22 protein-coding genes and 1 tRNA gene are annotated in these 24532 nt (G+C 39.3%); 6 read left to right on the top strand and 17 right to left on the bottom strand.

What is annotated here, in order from left to right; translation table 11 throughout:
- Positions 1–159: 159 nt before the first annotated feature.
- The 8 genes from E4T88_RS08350 to E4T88_RS08315 form a co-directional block, all read right to left on the bottom strand.
- Positions 160–2502: a hypothetical protein gene (locus E4T88_RS08350; protein ID WP_228093828.1), complete on the bottom strand. Its 2343-nt coding sequence runs from the start codon at positions 2500–2502 to the stop codon at positions 160–162.
- Positions 2503–2768: 266 nt separating this feature from the next.
- Positions 2769–3005, bottom strand: coding sequence for a type II toxin-antitoxin system antitoxin (locus E4T88_RS08345; protein WP_135104997.1), 237 nt, complete (start codon positions 3003–3005; stop codon positions 2769–2771).
- Positions 2983–3924 carry an SPFH domain-containing protein gene (locus E4T88_RS08340; protein WP_135104996.1) on the bottom strand — a complete coding sequence of 314 codons (942 nt, stop codon included), beginning with the start codon at positions 3922–3924 and terminating at the stop codon, positions 2983–2985. The genes E4T88_RS08345 and E4T88_RS08340 overlap by 23 nt, the downstream gene beginning before the upstream one ends.
- Positions 3925–4051: 127 nt before the next feature.
- Entirely contained in the window at positions 4052–4570 is a 519-nt protein-coding gene (gene cobC / locus E4T88_RS08335; RefSeq protein ID WP_135104995.1) for an alpha-ribazole phosphatase, read from the bottom strand.
- 31 nt (positions 4571–4601) lie between these two features.
- A complete protein-coding gene (cobS, locus tag E4T88_RS08330) occupies positions 4602–5357 on the bottom strand; it encodes an adenosylcobinamide-GDP ribazoletransferase (protein WP_135104994.1) in 756 nt (251 codons plus the stop codon).
- A 39-nt stretch (positions 5358–5396) separates the two neighbouring features.
- The gene (gene cobT / locus E4T88_RS08325; protein ID WP_135104993.1) at positions 5397–6434 is read right to left on the bottom strand and encodes a nicotinate-nucleotide--dimethylbenzimidazole phosphoribosyltransferase; all 1038 of its coding nucleotides are present in this window, start codon (positions 6432–6434) and stop codon (positions 5397–5399) included.
- 142 nt (positions 6435–6576) lie between these two features.
- Positions 6577–7089 carry a bifunctional adenosylcobinamide kinase/adenosylcobinamide-phosphate guanylyltransferase gene (gene cobU / locus E4T88_RS08320; RefSeq protein ID WP_135104992.1) on the bottom strand — a complete coding sequence of 171 codons (513 nt, stop codon included), beginning with the start codon at positions 7087–7089 and terminating at the stop codon, positions 6577–6579.
- Positions 7090–7653: a cob(I)yrinic acid a,c-diamide adenosyltransferase gene (locus tag E4T88_RS08315; RefSeq protein WP_135104991.1), complete on the bottom strand. Its 564-nt coding sequence runs from the start codon at positions 7651–7653 to the stop codon at positions 7090–7092.
- Between the two features lie 343 nt (positions 7654–7996).
- Between E4T88_RS08315 and E4T88_RS08310 the strand changes: the two genes are divergently transcribed.
- On the top strand, positions 7997–10822 hold the full coding sequence (locus tag E4T88_RS08310; RefSeq protein WP_135104990.1) for a DUF8487 domain-containing protein: 2826 nt from the start codon (positions 7997–7999) through the stop codon (positions 10820–10822).
- Between the two features lie 85 nt (positions 10823–10907).
- On the opposite strand, the gene uxuA is transcribed toward E4T88_RS08310, so the two are convergent.
- The 6 genes from uxuA to E4T88_RS08280 all read right to left on the bottom strand — a co-directional run bounded on the left by uxuA (position 10908) and on the right by E4T88_RS08280 (position 17618).
- The gene (gene uxuA / locus E4T88_RS08305) at positions 10908–12080 is read right to left on the bottom strand and encodes a mannonate dehydratase (protein ID WP_135104989.1); all 1173 of its coding nucleotides are present in this window, start codon (positions 12078–12080) and stop codon (positions 10908–10910) included.
- 30 nt (positions 12081–12110) lie between these two features.
- Positions 12111–12926, bottom strand: a complete 816-nt coding sequence (locus tag E4T88_RS08300; RefSeq protein ID WP_135104988.1) for an SDR family oxidoreductase — start codon at positions 12924–12926, stop codon at positions 12111–12113.
- Positions 12923–13987, bottom strand: a complete 1065-nt coding sequence (locus E4T88_RS08295; protein ID WP_228093827.1) for a LacI family DNA-binding transcriptional regulator — start codon at positions 13985–13987, stop codon at positions 12923–12925. Before E4T88_RS08295 ends, E4T88_RS08300 begins: the two co-directional genes overlap by 4 nt.
- Positions 13988–14167: 180 nt before the next feature.
- Entirely contained in the window at positions 14168–15112 is a 945-nt protein-coding gene (gene cbiB / locus E4T88_RS08290; RefSeq protein ID WP_135104986.1) for an adenosylcobinamide-phosphate synthase CbiB, read from the bottom strand.
- Positions 15103–16107: a threonine-phosphate decarboxylase gene (locus E4T88_RS08285; protein WP_135104985.1), complete on the bottom strand. Its 1005-nt coding sequence runs from the start codon at positions 16105–16107 to the stop codon at positions 15103–15105. Before E4T88_RS08285 ends, cbiB begins: the two co-directional genes overlap by 10 nt.
- Entirely contained in the window at positions 16104–17618 is a 1515-nt protein-coding gene (locus E4T88_RS08280) for a cobyric acid synthase (protein WP_135104984.1), read from the bottom strand. Before E4T88_RS08280 ends, E4T88_RS08285 begins: the two co-directional genes overlap by 4 nt.
- Before the next feature lie 185 nt (positions 17619–17803).
- Here E4T88_RS08280 and E4T88_RS08275 point away from each other — a divergent pair, with 185 nt between their 5' ends.
- From E4T88_RS08275 to sucD, 5 genes are all read left to right on the top strand, one after another.
- A complete protein-coding gene (locus tag E4T88_RS08275; protein ID WP_135104983.1) occupies positions 17804–18466 on the top strand; it encodes a B3/B4 domain-containing protein in 663 nt (220 codons plus the stop codon).
- Positions 18467–18477: 11 nt separating this feature from the next.
- Positions 18478–19938: an NAD(P)H-hydrate dehydratase gene (locus tag E4T88_RS08270; protein WP_135104982.1), complete on the top strand. Its 1461-nt coding sequence runs from the start codon at positions 18478–18480 to the stop codon at positions 19936–19938.
- A 426-nt stretch (positions 19939–20364) separates the two neighbouring features.
- Positions 20365–20871, top strand: a complete 507-nt coding sequence (locus E4T88_RS08265) for an RNA polymerase sigma factor (protein WP_135104981.1) — start codon at positions 20365–20367, stop codon at positions 20869–20871.
- 266 nt (positions 20872–21137) lie between these two features.
- Complete coding sequence (gene sucC, locus E4T88_RS08260; RefSeq protein ID WP_135104980.1) at positions 21138–22274, top strand: ADP-forming succinate--CoA ligase subunit beta; 1137 nt, start codon at positions 21138–21140, stop codon at positions 22272–22274.
- A 46-nt stretch (positions 22275–22320) separates the two neighbouring features.
- On the top strand, positions 22321–23193 hold the full coding sequence (gene sucD, locus E4T88_RS08255) for a succinate--CoA ligase subunit alpha (RefSeq protein ID WP_135104979.1): 873 nt from the start codon (positions 22321–22323) through the stop codon (positions 23191–23193).
- A 78-nt stretch (positions 23194–23271) separates the two neighbouring features.
- On the opposite strand, the gene E4T88_RS08250 is transcribed toward sucD, so the two are convergent.
- The 3 genes from E4T88_RS08250 to E4T88_RS08240 form a co-directional block, all read right to left on the bottom strand.
- Positions 23272–23709 carry an Hsp20/alpha crystallin family protein gene (locus E4T88_RS08250; protein WP_135104978.1) on the bottom strand — a complete coding sequence of 146 codons (438 nt, stop codon included), beginning with the start codon at positions 23707–23709 and terminating at the stop codon, positions 23272–23274.
- A 309-nt stretch (positions 23710–24018) separates the two neighbouring features.
- On the bottom strand, positions 24019–24270 hold the full coding sequence (rpsT, locus tag E4T88_RS08245) for a 30S ribosomal protein S20 (RefSeq protein ID WP_006843113.1): 252 nt from the start codon (positions 24268–24270) through the stop codon (positions 24019–24021).
- Between the two features lie 40 nt (positions 24271–24310).
- Positions 24311–24382, bottom strand: a tRNA-Glu gene (locus E4T88_RS08240).
- Between the last annotated feature and the right edge of the window lie 150 nt (positions 24383–24532).

The raw sequence follows: 24532 nt of genomic DNA, 5'->3' as shown, positions 1-24532 counted from the left end.
AAAAAAACGATTTGCATACATCTTACAATAATACACACCGTATTTTTATCAACTGAGACAAATTTAATAATAATGTCTTTCAGTACTATCGAAATTCTATCTTTTTAATAAGAAACCCCGATTATAAATTAAACTATAATCGGGGTTTCTTACTTTATATTAATTCGCATCCGCTACTTCAATATCTTCTATCGGTGTGGATAAGCCCTCTATCCGCCGCTGTAAGCTATATTTACTTATCAGATCGGCAATTTCAGGGTCGAGAGGTGCACGATAAACCTTCGATGGATCTAACTCACAGGCACGCATCAAGTGATCAATTGCCTCATTATCCTTATTTGAACGAATCGACAGTATGGCTCTCAAATATTCTGTGTTTCCTGTTTCAGGCAAACCATCCAATACTTCTTTAGCTTTGGCATTATACCCCATACATATCAAGCACAATGCCGTATTGTAATCGGGATAATCGGACAAAATTTCCAAAGCCTTCCAATACTCTCTGTCTTGCAGTAGTTTCAATCCTTTTTCGTAGTTAGGTCTTTCCTGAACATCCAGCGCAGTTTCTTCGGTCATACCCGGACGATGCATATTAAACTCGAACGTAGCTTTATTGAGCAACGGATAGATAGAATCTCGAATCACCTTATAGTCGTCCGCAAAATCTTTCTTTATCTTGGCTTCTGTATCATCAGGATCTATAGCCCCTTCAAGAAGTGCAAGAATCTGTGTCTTATTCATTATATCATTTCGCTGCTGAATCTGGTTTGCCAATGTATTCCAGTCTTCTCCTCCAAACTCGACCTTAATAACAGTGTTGGCATCATTCACTTCGCCCGACAGTGACTTAACAAAGTATTCTTTAATCGCATCGGCTCGTTTTTCGGTTAATTTATAGTTTTTGTCGTATGATCCATCCAGCGCTGTAGTTACTCTAAGAACAATACTGTCGACAACAAACTTACCATCTTCAGTAAATGCACGGTATGTATTTAACACATTATTTATTTGGGCTTTGTTATCCTTATAATTGATACCAAAAGCAGATTGCCCGGGCTGAAACTTCACGTAGGTAGTCAAACGATTGTATGCATCCCTATACAGTTTTGTCCTTTTATAGATCAGTGATGTATCTACCAACTGCGACAATGACGATATAAAATACGAAATAGTATCGCCAGGTGCCATCATATAACGACTTCTATCCACAGCATCTACACGCCCATTCATTGTCAGGCTAAGTTTTTTAAGCCCAACTGTTACCGGATGATCTTGCTTATACAGGTATACAAAATCACGACCCGTATCTATGATTGTATCCAAACGAACTCCTTCTTCGTAAGGGAACGGGATCATTTCTTTTGCCACCTCTCCTTTACGCTCTTTCTTCATCTCATTTTCGGCAATAGCCTCAAACAAATATCTGTTTTGAGCTATTTCGATAGAGTCACTTTCGGTGAGTACATTGTTTATTATATCATCTAACGAACGCCCTTCTTCGTACGCTTCACGAAATTTTGCCGGCATCTTCATATAGCTTACCTCAAAGTTCTTATCATCCAACACAAGAGCTTTTGCATTCTTATTGAACTTCTTCATGTATTGAGCAAACAAACCCACGGTATCTTTACCATTAGCCATATCGCGGATCACCTGCTCACGTGCCTTACGCACATATTCATTATAAAAGCGTTGACGATACCCTTTGAGCTTAGCTAGCTCAGCTGCGTCAAACTTACTTTTCTCTGTCTTCCATTTCTCATATTCCATCTGCTTACTCCACTCCCGGTAGTATTCTTCATAATACAAGTTCTGGCGATTTCTTATATCTTTATCTGTTCCGGCTCTATCAAAGAATACGTCGTCATATTTATCATTTCCTACAATAGACTTCATATAGTTATCATATTCGGCATAATCCTGCTTTTGCTTGGCGAGAAATGCTTCACCTTTAAGCACCACCTCTTTGAGAGGTATAATAGAGTCGTTGTGGAACAGTTTAGGAGACAACGTCATTCTGAAATTTTCAGACAGAAGCTCTTTAGGAACTCTTACTAAAAAATCTACTTTTACTCGTCCATTGCGCTCAGGCGTAAAGCGAGACTTAGCCGTAACCACAACTTCTGATAGTTGTTGCACCTCGTTAAGGCTGGTTACTTTTTTACCTTCTCGGTCAACAGACTCTGTTATATTTTCAGCATTGGTAAATGTTACTTCTTCAGAAACAGTCCTTGTGCCTCTTACATCCAACCCCTTCTGAAATGGAAGTTCTATTGTTGCTCTTCTCAATTGCTGCATAAATAATGGCTTCACCATTGCTTCTTTGGGCTTATCTTTGGAGTAAGAAAAACCTCGTCCTGCAACATCCTCTCCTCGCGAAGCTCTTATATCACGAACCGACTCGGATGATTTGCATGAGAACATGATGAATGATATTATTATCAGAAACGGAATAGAAAAACATGCTGTCTTGGCAACACGTGTAGTAATGTTTGTTTTCATAAGTTTGCTTTCGTATATCATTAAATAATAATGATCTGTATATTGTATAGTTTTTGTAAAAACAGTGCAAAGATAGACAATGTCTACCAATATCTAAACAAATAAAAACTAATTTTTCGGAATAAAACGAAAGCAGGTCATCTTTTCTACCAGAATAAGAGACATTTAACTCGGTAAACCTCTCCAGAACAGTATTTACAAGACTTTGTTCAATATGTTAAAAAAAACAAAGAATGCCGGGTAATAAACATCCGGCATTCTCTTTCTTATTCATCATTATTGTCTATGCGTGTTTCTTTCTTCTTTTTTATTCGTCCTGCCTTTCGCAGTGCCTGATCAAGTATATATTGAATTTGTCCGTTAGTACTACGAAACTCATCGGCAGCCCATTTTTCTATTGCTTCCATCATCTCGGGATCGACTCGCAAGACGAAACTTTTAACTGCTGATTCCTTTTCTTTCTTAGCCACAATTAAATATTTATTGATGAAGTGTTCCTGCATTTACAATCGGCTGTGCTGCTTCGTCGGCACATAACACGACAAGCAGATTGCTAACCATTGCAGCCTTGCGCTCTTCATCCAATTCTACAATTCCTTCTTTCAAGAGTTTATCCAATGCCAGCTGAACCATACTGACAGCACCTTCCACTATCTTTTCGCGAGCAGCAATAATCGCATCAGCTTGCTGACGACGAAGCATTACACTCGCAATCTCGGCTGCATATGCCAGATAATTGATGCGTGCTTCTATCACTTCGATACCCGCAATCGCCAAACGGCTATTTAGCTCCTCTTCGAGCTTCTCGCTGATTTCACCATTATCGGAGCGCAATGTTACATCACCGTCTTTGCTTTCATTATTGTCGTATGCATACATACCGGCTACCTGACGCAATGCTGCATCGCTTTGTATCTTTACAAAGTTCTCGTAAGCCTGCATTCTGTTCGAAAATTGAATATAGTTATTCACCGAACCGGCAGTAATTCCCGTAATAGAAGATGTGTCTATGTCGAACATCGCCTTATATGTATCTTTTACTTTCCAAACCAGCACAGAGCCGATCATAATAGGATTACCGACTTTATCGTTCACCTTTATAGGTGGCACATCGAGATTACGTGCTCTGAGTGTCACTTTCTTTTTATTATAAAAAGGATTTACCCAAAGAAAACCGTTATCGGTAATAGTCCCTTTATATTTACCAAAGAAAACCATGACTCTGGCTTCGTTAGGCTCTACAATCATAAATCCTAAAATGGCCAGGGAAGATAGGAAAATAAAAAATACAGCTATAAACACTAAAGGAATATAGCCTAGGCTAAAAGACCATATACTGGCAGCCAATACTACAATAATGATAAATAAGGCTAGGAAGCCTGAAATCTTAGTGCCTTTAAAATCTTTCTCGAGTGTTTCCATATTTATTCTGATATTAAAATGATATCATAAAAATAGATATAATTTTGAATAACACAAAACAATTTAGCGAAAAAAAAGAGCCTTGTCATTAAACAAGACTCTGAACGTATATATAGATAAATATTAATCAATTCGATTCAAATTCGAGTATCTCACCGTACTCTGCCAACTTGTCGAAAGCTCCTTGCAAGTCTGTTTGTCCAAAGTAAACTCTAAAACAGTTGATAACTCCACCATGAGCAAAAACAACAACAGAAGAATAATCTTTCTTTACCAGTTCGTCGATGAAGGATGCAACACGTGCATACATCTGATCGAAAGATTCTCCATTAGGGGTGGGTATCCTTATCCAGTCCTTGTCCCATTCTTCCATATCAATGCGATCCCATTCTTTCATCTCCCAATCACCAAAGTGCAATTCTTTCAGGCGGTCGTACAATTGAATATCGGTAAAACCACAGTATTCAGCAAGACGCTTTGCTCTGCTTAGCGGGCTTGAAAAAACAGCATCAAACTGTATGTCTTGCAACTTCTGCTTCACCACCTCAGCTTCGCTCTCAAAGGTCTCTTTTAGCGGTACATCCGTTTGTCCGTAACAAACTCCATTAACTCCCACGGCCGTGTGGCGTACTATATATATTTTCATATTTAAACTTACGTATAGATAATAATTCTCCCTAGCATAATTTCAGGATAATACTTATCCCGAGAAAGAAAGACAATTCGCATAATAGAAACATTGCACCGCAACAATCTCCGGTATACCCTTGTATCTTTCTTTTCATGAGTAAAATCAATCCAAGGAAAACAAAGATAGGATATATTATAGCCGCCCAAAAGTGAATATTTAATAATAATACGAAAGGCAGCAAGCCAAACAAAGCCGAAATAACAGCCGTGCGCAGAGACATTTTCTTATATACTGTTTTCGATTTACTCGTTTCCGCATTTCGGGCGTATGGAAGGAATAAGGTAATTTGGGAACTGATAAGCTTGCATAACGGATCGCCCACCAAGATTACAGTACAAGCCAAATGCAGACCTAGATTTTCTAAAAAGAAATAAAAGAATAAGAAGTAAAATATCAAGCTGATTACTCCATAAGTACCGATATGTGAATCTTTCATTATTTCCAATATGCGTTCGCGGGTAGTACCTCCTCCAAAGCCATCGAAGAAATCGGCAAAACCGTCTTCATGCAATGCTCCTGTAATGAGCAGGCGGCTAAGAAGAGCCACAATTATGGCAATGGAATAAGGTAAGATCTGAGCAGCACCCCACAGCACTCCCGCCATAATACCGGCAGTAAGCCAGCCTACGACAGCCCAGTAGTTTATCACCTGCTTAAAATATTCGGCAGGGACATTAAATGCTTTTATACGCCAAAAAGGTAAGCGTGTAAAAAAGACAAGTGCTGCTGCTATTTGTTTCATCAGTTATAGAGGTTGCCTTCGGAAAGGCAAGTTGCTATTTTAAAAATACTTCGTTACTTGGATTTCTTTAAATGAATTCATCTCATTTATCATACGCACGGCCGAATCGACGATAGGATATGCGCAAATCGCACCTGTTCCCTCTCCCAGCCTAAGTCCTAAACTAAGAATAGGTTTTGCATTCAGATACTCCAACACAAGCTTATGGCCCGCTTCATCCCCTTGATGTCCGAAGACAGCATAGTGCAGAACATTCTTATTCAACTCTGATGCCACCAACATACAGTTTGTCATAATAAAGCCATCGATAAGAATTATCATTTTCAGTTCGGCAGCCTTGAGCATAGCACCTACAGTCATCACCATTTCATAACCACCGAAATAGCGCATAATATCTTCGACAGAAGCATCGCCTTTGTAATTATCCATCGATTGCTTCAACACCTTATACTTATGGTTGATAATATTGCCTGTATGATCACATCCTGCACCAATACACTGATCCAAAGGGATACCTGTGAGATATGTCATCCATAGCGAAGACGAAGAGGTATTTGTAATCCCCATTTCGCCAAAGCTAATCACGTTACAACCCTCATCAAAGCAAGCTTGCACGCATTCAGCACCCGATTGTATGGCTTGTTCCATTTCCTCTTTAGTCATAGCGGCTTCATGCAGATAGTTACGTGTGCTTTTTCGGATCTTCTTGTGGATAATCGGATCTTCGGGCTTAAAGTCGAAATTAACACCGGCATCAACAACCTTTAGATTGAATCCGTGCTGACGTGCCAAAAAGTTGATTCCTGCTCCTCCATTCCAAAAGTTTGCTATCATCTGATAGGTTACCTCTTGCGGCGATGGGCTCACACCTTCTGCTGCAATACCGTGATCTCCTGCAAATACGATGTGACAAGGATTTGTCAACTTCGGATTCAAAGATTGTTGTATCCAACCGATTTGCATAGCCAACTCTTCGAGTTTACCCAAAGAACCTTTAGGCTTTGTGAGGTTATCAATTTTTTCTTGTAAGTAAGAGCGTACTTCGTCTTCCGGTTTTTCGATGTTAAATTGTTGCATTGTATATTTAGTTTCTTTTAGATTTTAATTTTACAGTCGCTTTTCGTTGCTATGCTGTTGGCTCAAAACATCTTGTTTTCAAAGATTCGTCGTATTCGACAGAATATTTTGTTATTAAAAACAAAAACGACAAAATTTATGATCATTTCACTTTCAGGGGAATACCTGAGACCATCAGATAAACCTCATCAGCGTTTTCGGCAAGATATTGATTGAGCCAGCCTTGCAAATCGGCAAATTTACGTTGCAAGTCGTTTTGAGACATTTCGCCCATGCCTATTTCGTTTGTAACAAAAATAAACACGGCATCTTGAGCAACAAGCTTTCTGAATTCAGATTTCAGAGCAGTAAGGGCAGCTTCAACATCCGAATTCAGGTCGAAGAAAAAATTCGTAGCCCATAGCGTAACGCAATCTATAAGCACTACTTTATTGTCAAAGGAATGCTCACTCAAGAATTTCTCTTCTTCTACATTTATCCAATTATCTGCCCGCTCGGCTTTATGTCTTTCTATCCGCTGGCGATGTTCGTCATCCCATATTCGCGAAGTTGCCAAATATACAGGATTAGGAGACAAAGACAATGCTAACTCTTGTGCATAGCTGCTTTTACCTGAACGTTGCCCCCCTGTTATAAGGGTTATTTGCTTAGCCATTTATTTTCTCTTATACAAAAAATCTTTCCAGCGTTCTTCTACATCACCTGCTTTATACATTTCGTAACGAGCCATTGTGAAGAACAAGTCGGACAAACGATTAATAAATCGCATAACAGCTGCGGGAACTTCATCCTGCTTGTTTAGAGTCCACAAACGACGTTCGGCACGACGAGCCACAGCACGAGCCAATTGCAAGTTTGCTGAAACAACTGTCCCTCCGGGCAAAACGAAAGTTTCGCTGGGTCCCATTTCATCTGTCATTTTATCCATACATTCCTCGCAAAATTTATCCAGATTTTCATCCAGAACATTTTGGTTTGTAGCTCTTATATCCGATGGTGTAGCCACCTGAGACATCACAACCATTATCTCTGTTTGTATCTTGAACAGAATAGGCTGCCACTCATGATCTGAAGATAAGTGAGCCCGAACAACACCTATTACAGAGTTCAGCTCATCGATTGTACCATTGGCTTCAATTCGTGGATGATCTTTACTCACACGTTTTCCTCCAAAGATTCCGGTTTTACCTTTATCTCCTCCTCGGGTATATATTTTCATTTTTTATGGTATGTATTATATTATATATTAAAGAATTTCCTTCTGTCATTCTGAAAGATATTAAAGAAGTCAACACGACAAGATTAACTCCCATATAAAGTCAAACAAAGATACAACAAGTAGAGATGAATCTATCCCATTTTTTAGGCTTTTTCATATAATTTATCTAATAGGATGAGTAGACAAAAGAATGGAAAGGGTGGAGAAAAGTAACAGCAATAAAATAGGAAAAGAGCTGTTACCTTTGTTACTTTTTAACAATTAATTCCTGTTTAACAATACATTCTCTATCTCACTTTTTAGTTTATCTTTGTCTGTAATTTAATTCGTTAACGTCAACCTTATGCGATTAAACATTTGCATCGTTTCAATTTTTATCTGTCTCTTACTGGCAACCTCATGTACCGAAAAGAAGGTAGTATTCAACCAACGGGAATTTATCTCTCTTTCGGGAAAATGGCACTGCGACCTTGGCGAAATAAATCTGCCCGGAACTGTAGATGAAAGCCGTCTCGCACCCCGCAATAGCGATACCCTTAGCACAGGGCAGCTTACCCGGTTGAATCCTTATGTAGGAAAGATGAAATATACCAAAGAGCTTGAAATACCGGCAGGTTCAGCTCAGAAAGAATGGCGACTGATCATGGAGCGAACAAAACCCTCTACGGTGTGGATAGACAAAGACAGCATAGCAACAAGCTCGCTGATATTATCACCTCAGATATACAATCTCGGAAAATTAGCCGCAGGAAAGCACACCGTGACTATCGTAATAGACAACAGCCCTGCTTCTGTACCACAAGGAATACATGGCTCGCATGCTTGGACCGATGCGACACAAACAAACTGGAATGGCATAATCGGAAAATTCGGACTCGAAGCCAATGATGGCATTCTCATTAGCGACCTTCAGGTTTATCCAAATGTTTCTTCTAAGACGATACCAGTTGTAGCACAAATCAAATCGTCAGTAAGTGGAAAAGCCGAAATATCGGTTCAGGGATACCTATGGAATACAGCACAAAATATTGCTATACCCGAGCAAGTTATCAACATAGACCTAAAAGAGGGGTTGGAAACATATAAGTTTGATATCAACGTGGGCAACAAACACGTTTTGTGGAGTGAATTTGATCCTGCCCTATACAAGGTTAATTTCGCAATAGAAAGTCAGAATATAAAAGACAGTTATACTATCGACTTTGGTCTCAGAGACTTTTCAGCAAAAGGAACACAGTTTGAAATTAATTCTCTAAAAACATTTCTACGGGGCAAACACGATGCCTGCGTATTTCCTCTCACCGGCTACCCGCCGATGAATAAAGAAGAATGGAAAAGACAAATGCGCATCGCCAAAGAATATGGGATAAACCATTACAGATTTCACTCGTGGACACCTCCGCAAGCAGCTTTTGATGCGGCAAACGAAGAAGGCATATACATGCAGGCGGAACTGCCATACTGGGGAGCAATGGACACGACAAACACCGACCTCAACAAATTCTTGATTAACGAAGGTGAGCATATCCTTACCACTTATGGTAACAATCCTTCGTTCGTTATGATGGCTTTAGGCAATGAGCTTGGAGGCGATGTAGAACTTATGCGTAGCATTGTAACGAAATTCCGCACTTCCGACCAACGTCATCTCTATGCTTTTGGTGCAAATAATATGCTGGGCACTGCCGGACAACAACAAGGTGAAGATTTCTTTGTCACATGCCGTGTTGGCGGACAGGTAGGTTCCGATGATTACACAACTCATACACGTGCGACCTTCTCTTTCGCCGATGCCAAAGACGGAGGGTATATGAACGCTACGTACCCTTCTACCGCCATCACTTTTTCGAAAGCTGTAGAAAACTGTACTGCACCCATTGTAAGCCACGAAAACGGTCAATTTCAAGTATATCCGGATTATAACGAGATAAAAAAATATACCGGAGTACTGTATCCTTACAATATGGAAATATTCCGCAAACGACTTCAGGAAAATGGACTTGAAGATCAAGCTGATGCCTTCCATAAGGCTACGGCACGCTTTGCTGCCCTCTGCTACAAAGCCGATATAGAAATGTGCCTTCGCACACCGGGGTTTGGAGGTTTCCAACTGCTCGACTTGCAGGATTATCCGGGGCAAGGGAGTGCCTATGTAGGTATACTGGATGCTTTTATGGATAATAAAGGCGGAATGGCGGCAGAAGAATTCGACGGTTTTTGTGACGAAATAGTTCCACTTTCCATCATGTCGAAATACTGCTGGAGTAATAGCGAGATATTTACAGCCGAGATAAAACTAAGCAACTATTCGAAGGAAGCTCTCTCGAAAAAGAATTTGTCATGGACGCTAAGCAAAGCACATAGCAATGTAAATGTAGCCAGAGGAGAATTTCCTATCAATATTTCTCAAGGTCATTTAGGGGAAGTAGGAAAAATAAAAGTACCTCTTCAAGATATAAATACGGCAACTCAACTCGTATTAACATTACAGACAGGCCCTCATGTAAATAAATATGATATATGGGTATATCCCGACAAGCAAGTATCTGTAAAATCGGATATAAAAGAAACTTCAAGCCTGAAACAAGCTCTAGACTTGCTACAGCAGGGAAATAAAGTATTATATATTCCCGATCATAAAGAAGTAGAAAAGCTTTCTGTTGGTGGATTATTTACTCCCGACTATTGGAATTACGCCATGTTCAAGAATATTTCGGAATGGTTGAAAAGGGATGTGTCTCCGGGAACACTCTCTATATTGACAGACCCTTCCCATCCGCTATTCAAGGAATTTCCGACCGAAACACATAGTAACTGGCAATGGTGGATTATATCTAAAAACTCAAGACCTTTTATTCTCGACAGAACCCCTAAGAACTACAAACCGTTGGTACAGGTAATTGACAATATCGAGCGTAATCACAAACTAGGATTGATATTCGAAATGCAGGTTGGTAAAGGAAAGTTGCTTGTTTGTATGTGCGACCTGAAAGCCATCAGCGACAAACCCGAAGGAAAACAGTTTGGGCAGGCTATAATCGATTATATGAGTTCTGCCGACTTTGCTCCTAAAAATGAATACACAGCAGAAGATATAAAAAGCCTGTTTAGCACTTCTATAAAAGAGAAGAAGATTGTAGGAGTAAAGAATATTACTACCTATAAGTAGATAGGACTTGTCATTCTGAATGAAGTCAAGTATCTCATATCCGATAGAGAATGTTCGATACATTCAGAATTACAAGCTATAATTACTACTGATATAGCGCCTTAGCTATTCCCAATTCCAAGCCCCGAAGTTCAGCCAAACCTCTGAGGCGACCAATACAGGAATACCCCGGATTGGTTTTCTTGTTCAGATCGTCAATCATCTGATGCCCGTGATCGGGACGGAAAGGAATAGATATATTACGTTGCTGTTGTATTTCCAAGAATCCTTTCATAACGCCATACATGTCCACATCGCCTTCGAGATGATTTGCCTCATAAAAGTTACCCTCGGCATCACGCTGAGTAGAACGCAAATGCACGAAGTTGACTCTGTCGCCGAGTCGTTTGATCATCTTAGGCAAGTCGTTATCGGCTCGTACTCCGAATGAACCCGTGCAAAAGCATAGTCCGTTCGACTTGTTAGGTACAGCTTCAACCAATTTATTAAAGTCTGATTCCGTGCTCAGAATACGAGGTAATCCTAAAATCGGATAAGGCGGATCATCGGGATGTATAGCCAGCTTCACGCCTACCTCATCGGCAACGGGCGCAATCTCTTTTACAAACTCTATAAGGTTTTTTCTTAGCGTTTCTGAATCTATATCTTTATAGCGATCGAGCTGTGCTTGAAACTCTTCAAGGGTAAAGCTTTCTTCTGCACCCGGTAATCCGGCAATCATATTACGAACTAATAGGTCTTTATCCCTCTGCGTCATTTCTTCGAAGCGTTTTTTCGCTTTAGCAATATCTTCCGATGAGTATTCTTGCTCTGCACCGGGACGTTTGAGTATGAACAATTCGAATGCCATAAAAGCCGCACGCTCGAAGCGTAACGCCTTCGACCCGTCGGGCATTGTATAAGCCAAGTCGGTACGTGTCCAATCCAATACAGGCATAAAATTGTATGTCACAATCGTAATGCCGCATTTGGCTAGATTACGAATACTTTCTTTATAGTTATCAATGTACTTTCGGTAGTCCCCTTCTCGCGTTTTTATATGTTCATGCACAGGGATGCTTTCCACAACAGACCACTTGAGGCCCGTACTTTCAATTATATCTTTGCGCTTTTGTATTTCTTCCACTGTCCATACTTCACCATTCTTGATATGATGTAGTGCAGTCACAATACCTGTTGCCCCTGCTTGCTTTATATCCGACAATGATACCGGGTCATTTGGTCCGTACCATCTCCATGTTTGTTCGCTAAGTATCATATATTATTTTTTTATTATATTCAGCATCTATCAAATAGTAAATGAATCAAACCCTCCGTCTACAATAAGAATAGAACCATTTACAAAACCCGACGCATCGCTTACCAAATAATGAATAGAGCCTAACAGTTCATCTGATTCTCCAAATCGACGAAATGGCGTATGTGCTACAATTGATTTCGCTCGATCGGTATACGAACCATCAGGATTAAGCAACAGCGAACGGTTTTGCTCGGTAATGAAGAAGCCCGGAGCAATGGCATTCACCCGAAAATTATCCCCAAATTTGAGAGACAGCTCTCCTGCCATATACTTTGTAAAATTGGCTACAGCAGCTTTTGCCACACCATAGCCCATTACACGAGTTAACGGGCGAAACGAGGACTCGGAAGCAATATTGATTATATTCCCTTTGCCATTGTCTACCATCACCTTTGCAAAAACCAAAGTTGGTAATACCGAACCAAAGAGATTGAGATCTATTACATCCCTAAATGCACTAACATCGATATCAAAGATCGTTTTATCTGGTGGAATAGTAGCACCAGGCATATTCCCTCCGGCTGCATTTATCAGCGCATCGATTTTGCCATACTTGCGAACTATCGCTTCTCTATTTTCTTCAAGGTTGGCTTTGTTCAGGACATCCGAAACGAAAAAGATCGCCTCATTGCCCGATAGTCTTATTTTCTCAGCAAGGGCTTCACCCTTTTCTTTAGAGCGCCCGAGAATAACAACTTTAGCACCCTGCTCTGCTAAGTATTCTGCCATCTGTGCACCTAATATGCCATAGCCTCCTGTAATGGCTACAACTTTATCTTGAATATCGAATATGTTTTTTTTCATAGCTTATAATTACTGTAATAGTCAACGTTTTCTTTTATGAGTATATCTATCGGCATATAGTTTACTTTTTCGGGAACTTGCTTGAATAAGAAATAGTTTCCCATTGCTTTCAGGGCATCATATCCTTGCAACTCGGGACGCTGCGAAAGGATGAAAGATATACGTCCATCTCTCAATCCTTTTATGTTTCGTTCTATGGCATCATGCCCTACCAGCCTAATCTTAGATTGCTGATTGGCATCAAGCTTTTCCAAGAGGGTAACCAGTTCATATATCCGTGAATTGAGAACAATTCCCCCAACCAAACCTTGACTATTATTGATAATATCTTTGACCTCAAGAAGAGTCTTTGTATAATCATCGGGATTGATTTCAATATGATGAATATTCCCCCTAAAGTTGTTGTTCTCGAGATATTCCATAAATCCGTTTTCACGGGTTTTCATTTGTACAGATATCTCCTTATATCTGAAACGTATATGGGCTATTATAATATCAGCTGCCGTTCCTACTTCATTCAATAAAAGCTTAGCGGCAATAACACCTGTTCCGAATGAATCACCACCAAAGTAAGATAGGTCTTTTTGTCCTGATATACCCGAATCTATATAAATGTATGGCATGCCTTTAGCGTCCAGTTCTTTTGACAACTTGATAACATAATCACCAAACAGAGTAGCAATTAACACGCCGTCAAACTCCTTTTCTTTAAATGAATTAACAGCATTGATAAAGGAAAAGCGATCATATTGATTGAAAAGAAAGTACTCTGTACTTATATTGAATTTCTTTAATTCATCTGTAGCTTTATCGATGCCTTCACAGACCAGCTGCCAATAATCGCCGGAAGAATAAGTGGGCGCAAGAATAGCAAACTTATAACTCTTCTTTGATGCCAGAAAACGGGCGACCATATTCGGCTCGTAGTTTATTTCTTTCAGAACCTTTTCAACTTTGGCTCTTTTCTCTTCTGATACTCTTCCCCTATTGTGCAGTACCCTGTCGACCGTACCGGTGGAAACACCAGCCATGCGGGCTATATCTATAATTCGTATATTCATATTTCGATAGAAACTGTATGTCTGTATACATATTACTTGATTGCAAAATTAATCTTTTAAGATTAGCAAACAATATGTGTGCGCACACATATTTAAAGAATAAAATATAAATAATTGATTACGAACGGATAAATAATATCGTTATGCTAAACAACATATTTTGGATGAAAGGTCAATTATTTAAAAGTACGACAGCAAAAACAAATCGACACATACCGCAAATACCATCAATATTTCCGTACGGATATTGACCCGAACAGCAATTTTAAGGTCTGCATAAGTCAGCTCTTTTTCATTATATCCGATATAAGGCTTTTCGACCCGTTGTCCGAAATAGACATTCGATCCACCAAAGCGACAATTAAGAATACCGGCTAAAGCAGCCTCGGGATAGCCGGAATTAGGGCTTGCATGCTGAGAGCCAAACTTTCGGACAAAAGATAGTAATGAGATTTTTCCACTTACGACTATCATCAGTAAAGATGTCAAACGTGCAGGAATATAATTTGCAACATCATCTATCCGTGCAGCCCAACATCCAAATTGCTTATACCGATCGCTCTTATATCCAATCATAGAGTCTAGCGTATTGACCATCTTATAGGCAAACATCCCGGGTACACCCAGAAGTATAAACCAGAATAATGGAGCGATAACTCCGTCACTAAGATTTTCGGATAATGTTTCTAACGCAGCCGTCCGTATCTGTTGTGGCGATAAAGCAGAAGTATCACGTCCGACGATACGGGCAACCTGTTTTCGTCCTTCTTCAACCGAAGAGTCGACAGCCACAAAAACATTTCTGACCTCATCGATCAAAGTCTTACCTGCAAGGCAAAAGAAAACCACGACAGAGGAAAAAAGTATAGATAAATATGGACTCAGGTAATCCAATCCTTTAATAATAAAGAAAATAATAAGGAAGCTCGATAAAATCAGAATAATAGAGAATAAAGCTCCTTTCATCATTCGTTTATTTCCTTTGTTGAGTCGCTTTTCGCCCCATGCTATAATATTACCCATAGCCACCACTGGATGCGGTAACCAGCGGGGGTCGCCAAACAATTTGTCGGCAGTCCACCCTATCAGTAAAGGCAAAAGAGTATACAAGAGTTTTATATCCATTCTTTGATCGCTTTTACAAACGCATTGTTTTCTTCGGGCGACTGTGTTGCAACACGGAAATAATGTTCATTCAAGCCATAAAAATTAGAAGCATCACGGATTAGTATACCATGTTTTTGAATCAAATATTCTTTTAGTTCCGAAGCTTTTCCATCAGTCAATCGGCATAAGAAAAAATGTGTATCGGTATCATACACCTCTAGTGTTTCTATCTGTGATAAAGCCTTATGAAACCGTTGTGCCTCTGCAATATATTCTTCAATCTTTATTATCTCAGCACCATTCTCCAATAGAAATTTACCCGCCTCTATCGCCAATCCGTTTACAGACCAAGGCATACAATATTTAGAAATCAATGCCAATGTTTCTGAACAAGCTGTTATATATCCCAACCGAAGTCCGGGAATAGCATAACGCTTTGTCATAGAATGTAACAATATCACATTATTATATTGCATTGCTTCCGATACAGAAAACAGCAATTTGGTTGTAAAATATTCATAAGACTGATCTATAACAATATATTTCTCAGGATGAGATATGATATATTCTTTCAACGTCTCTTTATCTGTAACCGTTCCTGTAGGATTGTTGGGATTACAAAGCCAAACGACATCTGCTTGCTCCGGGACATCATCTATAGATTTTACCATACTGACAATATGGTCATTTACCAAACAGGCATCTCCGTATTCGCTAAAGGTAGGGTGAATAACAGCAGAGTGTTTTCCTCTAAAAGCCTGAGCTATCATATAAATGGCTTCAGTAGCACCATTTGTTATGCAGATATTATTTGTAGCTACTTGGTTTTGATCTGCTATCAGTCTTGAAAGAGAGATTGCATCCGGCTCGGGATACGAGTGTATCGACGCTATACGAGAACACAAATAGTCATCCAATACAGACAAGTCTTGCCGGGTATATATATTAGAACTGAAATTACTTACGATCTTCTTCCCGTAGTTATATATATCGTCTCCGTGCCCATTGATCATGATAAACCGTTGTTATCTGTCATTATTTTATAAACCAAATCCATATCCACATGCTTACGAACATGGTCTGCCAACTTATTGTATTGTTCTTCTTTGAACGCCTTGAAATCGAAAGGCGTATCAGATAGTTTATCGGCATAAGGAGATAAAAGATAATCTATAACTACCCCATTGTCCAAAATACCATGTATATATGTGCCAAAACATTTCTCACTTACAAAATATCCATCTTCTCTGCCATCTTCCAGTCTATTTAAAGAAGCTTGTTTTGCATTCTCTACCGGAGTCGTTGCTCCCATGTGAATTTCGTAACCTTCACATACTGATTGGGTATTCAAGAAAGAGAACTTCACCTGACGGGTTACTTTTTCGCCTTCCATCTGTGTTGTTATAGGCAGTAGACCTAGTCCGGGTAAGCGTTCTATATTACTTTCCACGTGATTGGGATCGCAAACCTCCTGCCCCATTATCTGATAGCCGCCACAGATACCGACTACTGTCGCTCCGTTTTTATGCGCTTTTACAATACTTTGGGCTACACCATTGCGACGGATCTCGTATAAGTCGGAAAGAGTACTTTTACTACCGGGTATGAGTACGATGTCTGCCTTTTCTATTTCATCTGTATTATTGGTATAATAAAGATGTACACGCGGGTCACGCTCCAACACATTAAAGTCGGTAAAGTTAGATAAGTGCCTTAATAATACTACTGCAACATTCACCTTCCCATGTGTGGCCTGAAGATTCTTTGTTTGCAGCATCACAGAGTCTTCCTCTTCTATATAAATATCCTTATAGTATGGCACTACACCGATTACCGGTATTTGGCAAAGGTCTTCTATCATTTTAACGCCCGATTCGAACAAGCGGATATCTCCCCTAAACTTATTGATAAGAATGCCTTTTACATGCTTTCTTTCTTCTTCGGTGAGCAACATAATAGAGCCATAGACAGAAGCGAAAACACCTCCCCGATCGATATCCGCCACCAATATTACATCGGCTTTGGCATGTATAGCCATCGGCATATTTACCAAATCGACAGCCCGCAGGTTTATCTCCGAAATACTGCCTGCACCTTCCATCACCACAGGATTGTATCGCTGTGCCAAACGGTCGAATGCATCATTTACCTCTTTGCGGAGTTGCTCTCTGCCTTCTACTCTAAAGTACTCATAAGCGTGTTGATTACCTACCGGCTTTCCATTAAGCACAACTTGACAAACCTTGTCAGTAGTCGGCTTCAGCAGCAAAGGATTCATATCCGTATGGCAAGGTACGCCGGCAGCTTCGGCCTGTACAGCTTGTGCACGCCCTATCTCCAGTCCTTCGGGTGTAGCATAGGAATTCAACGCCATATTTTGCGCTTTGAAAGGTGCAGGACGATAACCATCCTGTAGAAAGATACGGCAAAACGCCGCAGTGATTATACTTTTACCCACATCGCTGCCCGTTCCTGCAAACATGACAGGGTGAAGCTGCTTTGAGGCTTTTTGAGAATAAGACATGAAAAATGAACTATAATTTACGAGTGGTAAAGGTAGAACTTTTATCTGTGAAAAAGTGTATCTTTGAGTGTATCAATTTATCTATTATATATACGTGGAACGAAAAAGGTGACAGATCAGAAACATACAAACACCTGTTACTTTTGTTACTTTTGTCACCTTTTACTCTAAAATAACTTTGTATCATGATAAGAATAAACATATCGGAAGAGATCAAGAACCTTTGGCCCGACTTTCACGGAGCTGCTATTTTTGCGAAGGTAAAAAACACACCATACAATAAGGAGTTGTGGGATGAGATCAACATATTATCGAAAGAATATAAGGCAAATCACGAGATAGAAGATATAAAAAAGAATCCGGCTATCGCAGCCACCAGAGAGGCTTATAAGAAGTTCGGCAAAGACCCCAATCGCTATCGTCCGTCAGCGGAAGCCTTATGTCGTCGTATATTGCGAGATTTACCATTATACCAGATAGATACATTAGTTGACCTCATCAACCTTGTTTCTATAAAGACCGGATACTCGATAGGTGGATTCGATGCAGATAAAATACAAGGAGACAGCTTAACATTGGGAATAGGCAAAGAAAACGAACCTTACGAAGGTATCGGAAAAGGTATATTAAATATAGAAGGGTTACCTGTATACCGTGACTCTTTAGGAGGCATCGGTACACCAACAAGCGACCACGAAAGAACAAAACTAAGCGTAGAAACAACTAATTTCTTGGCTTTGATAAACGGATATAGCGGAACAAATGGTTTGAAAGAGGCTGCTGAATATATGCAGGCCTTATTGAAAAAATATACAGACTCGGCAGAAGATAAGATAGTCTATTATTAAATGAAACGACTATGAAAATATTAACAGGCACTCAGATAAAAGACGCGGATAGATATACGATCGAACATGAACCGATAAGTTCCATCGACCTGATGGAAAGAGCCTCTAATGCTATTGCTGAATGGATATGCAACAATATAAGTAAAGCCTCTCCCCTCTTATTCCTCATAGGAAAAGGAAATAACGGCGGCGATGGATTAGCTGTTGCCCGCATTTTGTTTCATGCAGGTTATGACTGTTCGGTATATCTTCCGTTCGAGAAAGAGCAACTGACGAGTGAATGCGGAATTAATTTAGAACGGCTCCCTTCTTATATTGAAAGGGTTACAGATATAAATAGAATTTCCAATAAACATATCCTTATAGATTCGCTTTTAGGAACAGGTGTAAAAGGTACTTTGAAAGAACCTTTATTGTCTATTATCAAAAAAGTTAACTCATCACCCAATCAGGTTATTTCCATCGATCTTCCGTCGGGTATGATGAGTGAATTCGGTAATACGGATCAGACGGTTATAAAAGCGGATATTACCCTTACCCTAGAGTTTCCCAAACTTGCTATGCTTTTGCCTGAAGCCGGAGAGTATTGCGGAGAAATAATTACCCTGCCAATTGGGCTTAGTAAAGAGTATATAGAGAACGCCCCATCGCTATACCATTATATTACAGAAGAGTATATACAAAGTATAACGCTCAAACGAGAAAAATTCGGACACAAAGGTACTTATGGTCATGCATTGCTTATTTGCGGATCGAAAGGAATGGCTGGGGCAGCCAACTTAGCGACAGGTGCAGCCCTACGCTCGGGATGCGGATTAGTTACCACTCACATACCTTACAGCGAGCGCTTTGCAATACAGGCAAACTATCCGTCGGCAATGCTCAGCCTTGATGATGAAGATTACTTCTCTTCTGTACCCAAAGATTTATCTAAATATTCGGCAATAGGCATCGGCTGCGGACTTGGGCAGGAACACCAGACAGGCGAGGCATTCAAAGAACTACTGGCCGCTTCATACAAACAACCCTTTGTCATAGATGCTGATGCACTGAATATATTAGCAAACAATTACCATATAAAGCAGCGAATCCCCGAAAACAGTATTCTCACGCCTCACCCGGGAGAGCTCAAGCGTTTGGTTGGAGAATGGCACGATGAGGAAGAAAAGATAAACCTTGTGAGACGCTATGCAGCCAACATAAAGTCGATCATTATCGTGAAAGGAGCACACACGATGATATGCTTACCCGACGGCAATTGCTATTTTAACTCTACAGGAAATAGCGGCATGGCTAAAGGAGGTAGTGGAGACGTGCTCACAGGATATATTACAGGATTATTAGCCAGAGGATACAGTAGTACTCATGCTGCAATACTGGGAGTATATGCACATGGACTTGCCGGAGACAAAGCTGCTGCGAGATGGGGTATAGAAAGTATGAATAGCAAGGATATTATCGACTTCCTTTAACGAAGGAAATACAAAAAAAGAAGCCCGCAAAATCACATCGCAGACTTCCTGTACCTTAACACAAACTTTACAAACTACACATTCTTATAACGATGTGCAGAATGAAAAAGTTCATGATTTCTAATTAATTAACAATATATTCATCTATTATTCTTGAAAAATATAAGAAATATTATACACTTATCACAAGTAAATCTTCACTAACTAAATAGAATAAATCTATAGATAATAGATAAGCTCTTTGCAACGAATAACAAACTCGAAAACAACGATATATAGACGACCTAAAATAATATAAAATAAATAAGCCTAACAATATTAGTTGCAAGTGCAATTGTTTCAATAATATTCATATCTTTGTTATACCAACCACAAAGTTGTTACTTACGCACTATAATAGCTCCTCATAATTAAAAGAATAAAATTATGGAAGCTAAAAAACAAGCATTGGAAAAGAGCTTGATAAGTCTACAAAGCAACATGCTAAGCTTTGCTTTTAGATTAACATCGGATAAAGAAGATGCAAAGGACCTTACTCAGGAAGCAACCCTTAAAGTATTGAGCAGCTTTGATAAATATTACGATAATATCAACTTTAAAGGATGGGTCTTCACGATTATGCACAACATCTTTGTGAATAATTATCGCCAAGCCCTTCGCAACCAGACTATCGTTGATCAAACTGAAAATTTATATTGGATAAATCTGGCTCAGAATTCAGCATCGGATTCTCCTGAAGATGCTTATTCATATATAGAAATATATAAGGTATTGAATACATTTAATGAAGAACATCGGGTTCCTTTTACAATGCATCTATCGGGCTATAAATATGAAGAAATAGCTAAAAAGATGAATCTACCATTAGGCACAATAAAGAGTCGTATCTTTTTTGCCAGAAAAAGGCTGCAAGAGTTACTCAAAGACTATTAATAAAACTATCAGTTCACATCCTGAGTCAGCATCAATATAAGATAAGGACATATTTTGGAAGACAGAATATGTCCTTATCTTATTATAACAATTGTTCTTCAATAAAAGCCTATATTCGGTTCTTATCGCGAGAAAAACAAATACTTATAAATATTTTCTATAGTTCATACCCCTATAAAAAGTAGAAAACATATATCATTTATCAAAACTTCCTGCTAATTTTAGATTTTGTAGTTTGTAGTAGTGAACACTAAAAAATTATACCAATGAAGATACACGAATACCAAGCTAAAGATTTATTCTCATCCTACGGTATCCCTGTTAAAGAACAAATACTATGCTATGAGCCTGGAGAGGCAGCAGTTGCATACGAAGAGTTGGACAAGGAATGCGTAGTAATAAAAGCACAAGTATTAACCGGAGGTCGGGGCAAAGCCGGAGGAGTAAAACTCGCAAAAAGCAAAGAAGAAGCCAAAGATCACGCAAAGAATATTCTTGGACTAACCATTAAAGGTTATCCCGTCACAAAAGTCATCGTAACTGAGGCAGTAGATATAGCGTCGGAATATTATATGAGTTTTATAATAGACCGGAATACAAAATCCGTTATACTAATGATGTGTGCCGAAGGTGGAGTAGACATTGAAGAAGTAGCAGAGAAGACGCCTGAGAAAATTTATAAATTTGCGATAGACCCGTTGGTTGGGCTGCCCGACTATCTTGCCCGCAAATTTGCCTTTGTCTTATTTCAAGACCTAAATCAAGTAAATCAAATGGCTTCTATATTACAGAAGCTATATAGATTATTCATAGATAAAGATGCATCATTAGCTGAAATTAATCCGCTGGTTACCACCAAAGATGGAAAACTACTGGCTGTGGATGCAAAAATGACATTCGACGATAACGCCTTATACCGTCAGCCAGAAATATTAAGCCTTTTTGAACCTACGGAAGATGAGAAAGTAGAAACTGCGGCCAAAGAGAAAGGATTCAGCTTTGTAAGACTCGATGGAGAGATCGGTTGCATGGTAAACGGAGCCGGACTGGCGATGGCTACAATGGATATGATAAAACTATATGGCGGTGCACCTGCGAACTTTCTTGATATTGGAGGAAGCTCCAACCCCAACAAGGTAATAGATGCTATGACTCTGTTATTGAAAGATCCAAAAGTAAAAGTTGTGTTGATTAATATATTTGGTGGTATAACTCGCTGTGATGATGTTGCGTCGGGTTTACTTTCTGCCTTTGAGCAACTAAAAACAGATATTCCTGTGATTGTACGCCTTACAGGCACAAATGAAAAAGAGGGAAGAGAAATGTTGATCGGAACTCGATTTAAGGTTGCAGAAACAATGGGCGAAGCCACCCGAATGGCAGTGGCAGCCTCCAAAGAATAAGCTGATTGCTGATATTAAGTAATGATCAAAGCTAAAAAAGAAAACTATGAGTATACTTATAAATGAATCAACACGATTGATCGTACAAGGAATTACCGGGAGAGACGGTAGTTTCCATACAAAAAAGATGCTAGAATACGGAACTAAAGTTGTAGGCGGAACTACTCCGGGAAAAGGAGGAACCGATATCCTTGGCGTTCCTGTATTCAATACTGTCGCCGATGCTGTAAAAGCAACACAAGCAAATACATCTATTATATTCGTTCCGGCACGCTTCGCCGCTGATGCTATTATGGAGGCGGCTGATGCAGGCATCGGACTGATTATCTGTATATCCGAAGGTGTCCCTACATTAGATGTAGTCAAAGCACACCGTTTTGTACAAATGAAAGGAGCTATGCTTATTGGCCCTAATTGCCCAGGACTAATGTCTCCTGAAAAAAGCTTGGTGGGAATATTACCCGGACAGATATTTAAGAAAGGGAATATCGGAGTTATCAGCCGTAGTGGAACTCTAACTTATGAAGTTGTATATCATTTAACTGCAAATGGTATGGGACAATCTTCAGCAATAGGAATGGGAGGAGACCCTGTTGTAGGATTATACTTCCGGGAATTACTGGAGATGCTCCAAAACGATCCGGACACAGATGCCATTGTTATGATTGGAGAGATTGGCGGGAACGCAGAAGAACAAGCCGCAGAGTATATAAAGAAGCATGTAACAAAACCCGTAGTTGGCTTTATTGCCGGGCAATCGGCTCCTCCGGGAAAACAAATGGGACATGCGGGAGCTATTATATCGAGTGGATCGGGCACTGCTGCCGAGAAAATTGCAGCATTAGAGGCTGCGGGTGTCCAAGTCGCTAAAGAACCTTCAGAAATACCGAATATATTAAAAGAAAAGTTGAAGAAGTAAAGAAAATAAGAAGATAAAACAAAAAGAGGTTGCCAAGTTTGGCAACCTCTTTCATTAAAACCCTTCGATAAAACGAAGTTATCTAATTTCGATCTTTTTCACCTTATCTTCTAGTGCCTTATTCAACTTCGGTAAAGTGATTTGCAAAACTCCGTCTTTTTGTGAAGCTTCAATACTTTCTGCATCAACGTTCTCAGGTATTGCAAAACTACGTGAGAATGAAGAGGCTCTGAACTCTTGACGTAAAACTTTCTCGTTTTCATCCTTTTCTTCACTCTGAGTTTCACTCTGCGCCGAAATTTTAAGAACACCCTTTTCTATCTCTATCCTTACATCCTCTTTCTTAAATCCAGGTATAGACAATTCAATATTGAATGATTTGTCGTTTTCAGTTATATTTGTTGCCGGAAGATTTCCTTCAACAAAGCTGAACAAATCATCATTCAAATAATTGCTAAAGAATGTAGGGAAAAAGCTGCCACTTCTGTCAAACTTTCTAATTAATTGATTTTTCATTGCTGTATCCTCCTTTATTAAATTAATTTTTATCTGTTATTACAGAATCTAATTTTATCTATAAATATAGATGCAAAAAGTAGGCCATACTGCAATTATGTCACAAAAACAAATATAAAAACCGAACAAAAACAAAATAAATACCTAACAATCAAAACATAATATTAAAACAAACGAAAGGAATAAACAAGACATTATGTCATACACAAGAAAAACTTCTATATCCAACGTATAGAAGTTTTTATAAATTAATAAAGGCTAAACCTATTAAAAGTCTAGCCTCTATCTATAATAGAATATTAGTATTATTTACAGAGAATGAACGTGAGCAGCTAATTTTGACTTCAAGTTTCCTGCTTTATTCTTGTGAATCACATTTTTCTTAGCTAGTCTGTCAAGCATAGAGCAAACTGAAGGATATTGCTTTTGAGCCTCTTCTTTATCAGTCAGTAAACGAAATTTACGAACTGCATTACGAGTTGTTCTAGCTACATATCTGTTTCTCAAGCGTCTTGTTTCTGCTTGTCTGATTCTTTTTTCTGCTGATTTATGATTTGCCATATCGACTAATCCTTATATTGTTATTTTATTTCTTATTAAGTAGCCCATAGGGGAGTCGAACCCCTCTTTCAAGAATGAAAATCTTGCGTCCTAACCGATAGACGAATGGGCCATCCTGTGGAGCTTCTCTGTTTTGCAGTATCATTCTCCCTTGATTGCGGATGCAAAGGTAAGGCATTTTTGGTTATGTGCAAATATTTGCGGCTATTTTTTTCTAAAATATTTCACACAAAACGATAGACTCCTGATAGTCAACAACATT

The sequence above is a fragment of the Dysgonomonas mossii genome, assembly GCF_004569505.1.
Taxonomy (GTDB): Bacteria; Bacteroidota; Bacteroidia; order Bacteroidales; family Dysgonomonadaceae; genus Dysgonomonas.
The sequence above is the reverse complement of the archived record's forward strand: the minus strand, read 5'-3'. Positions and strand labels throughout refer to the sequence as shown.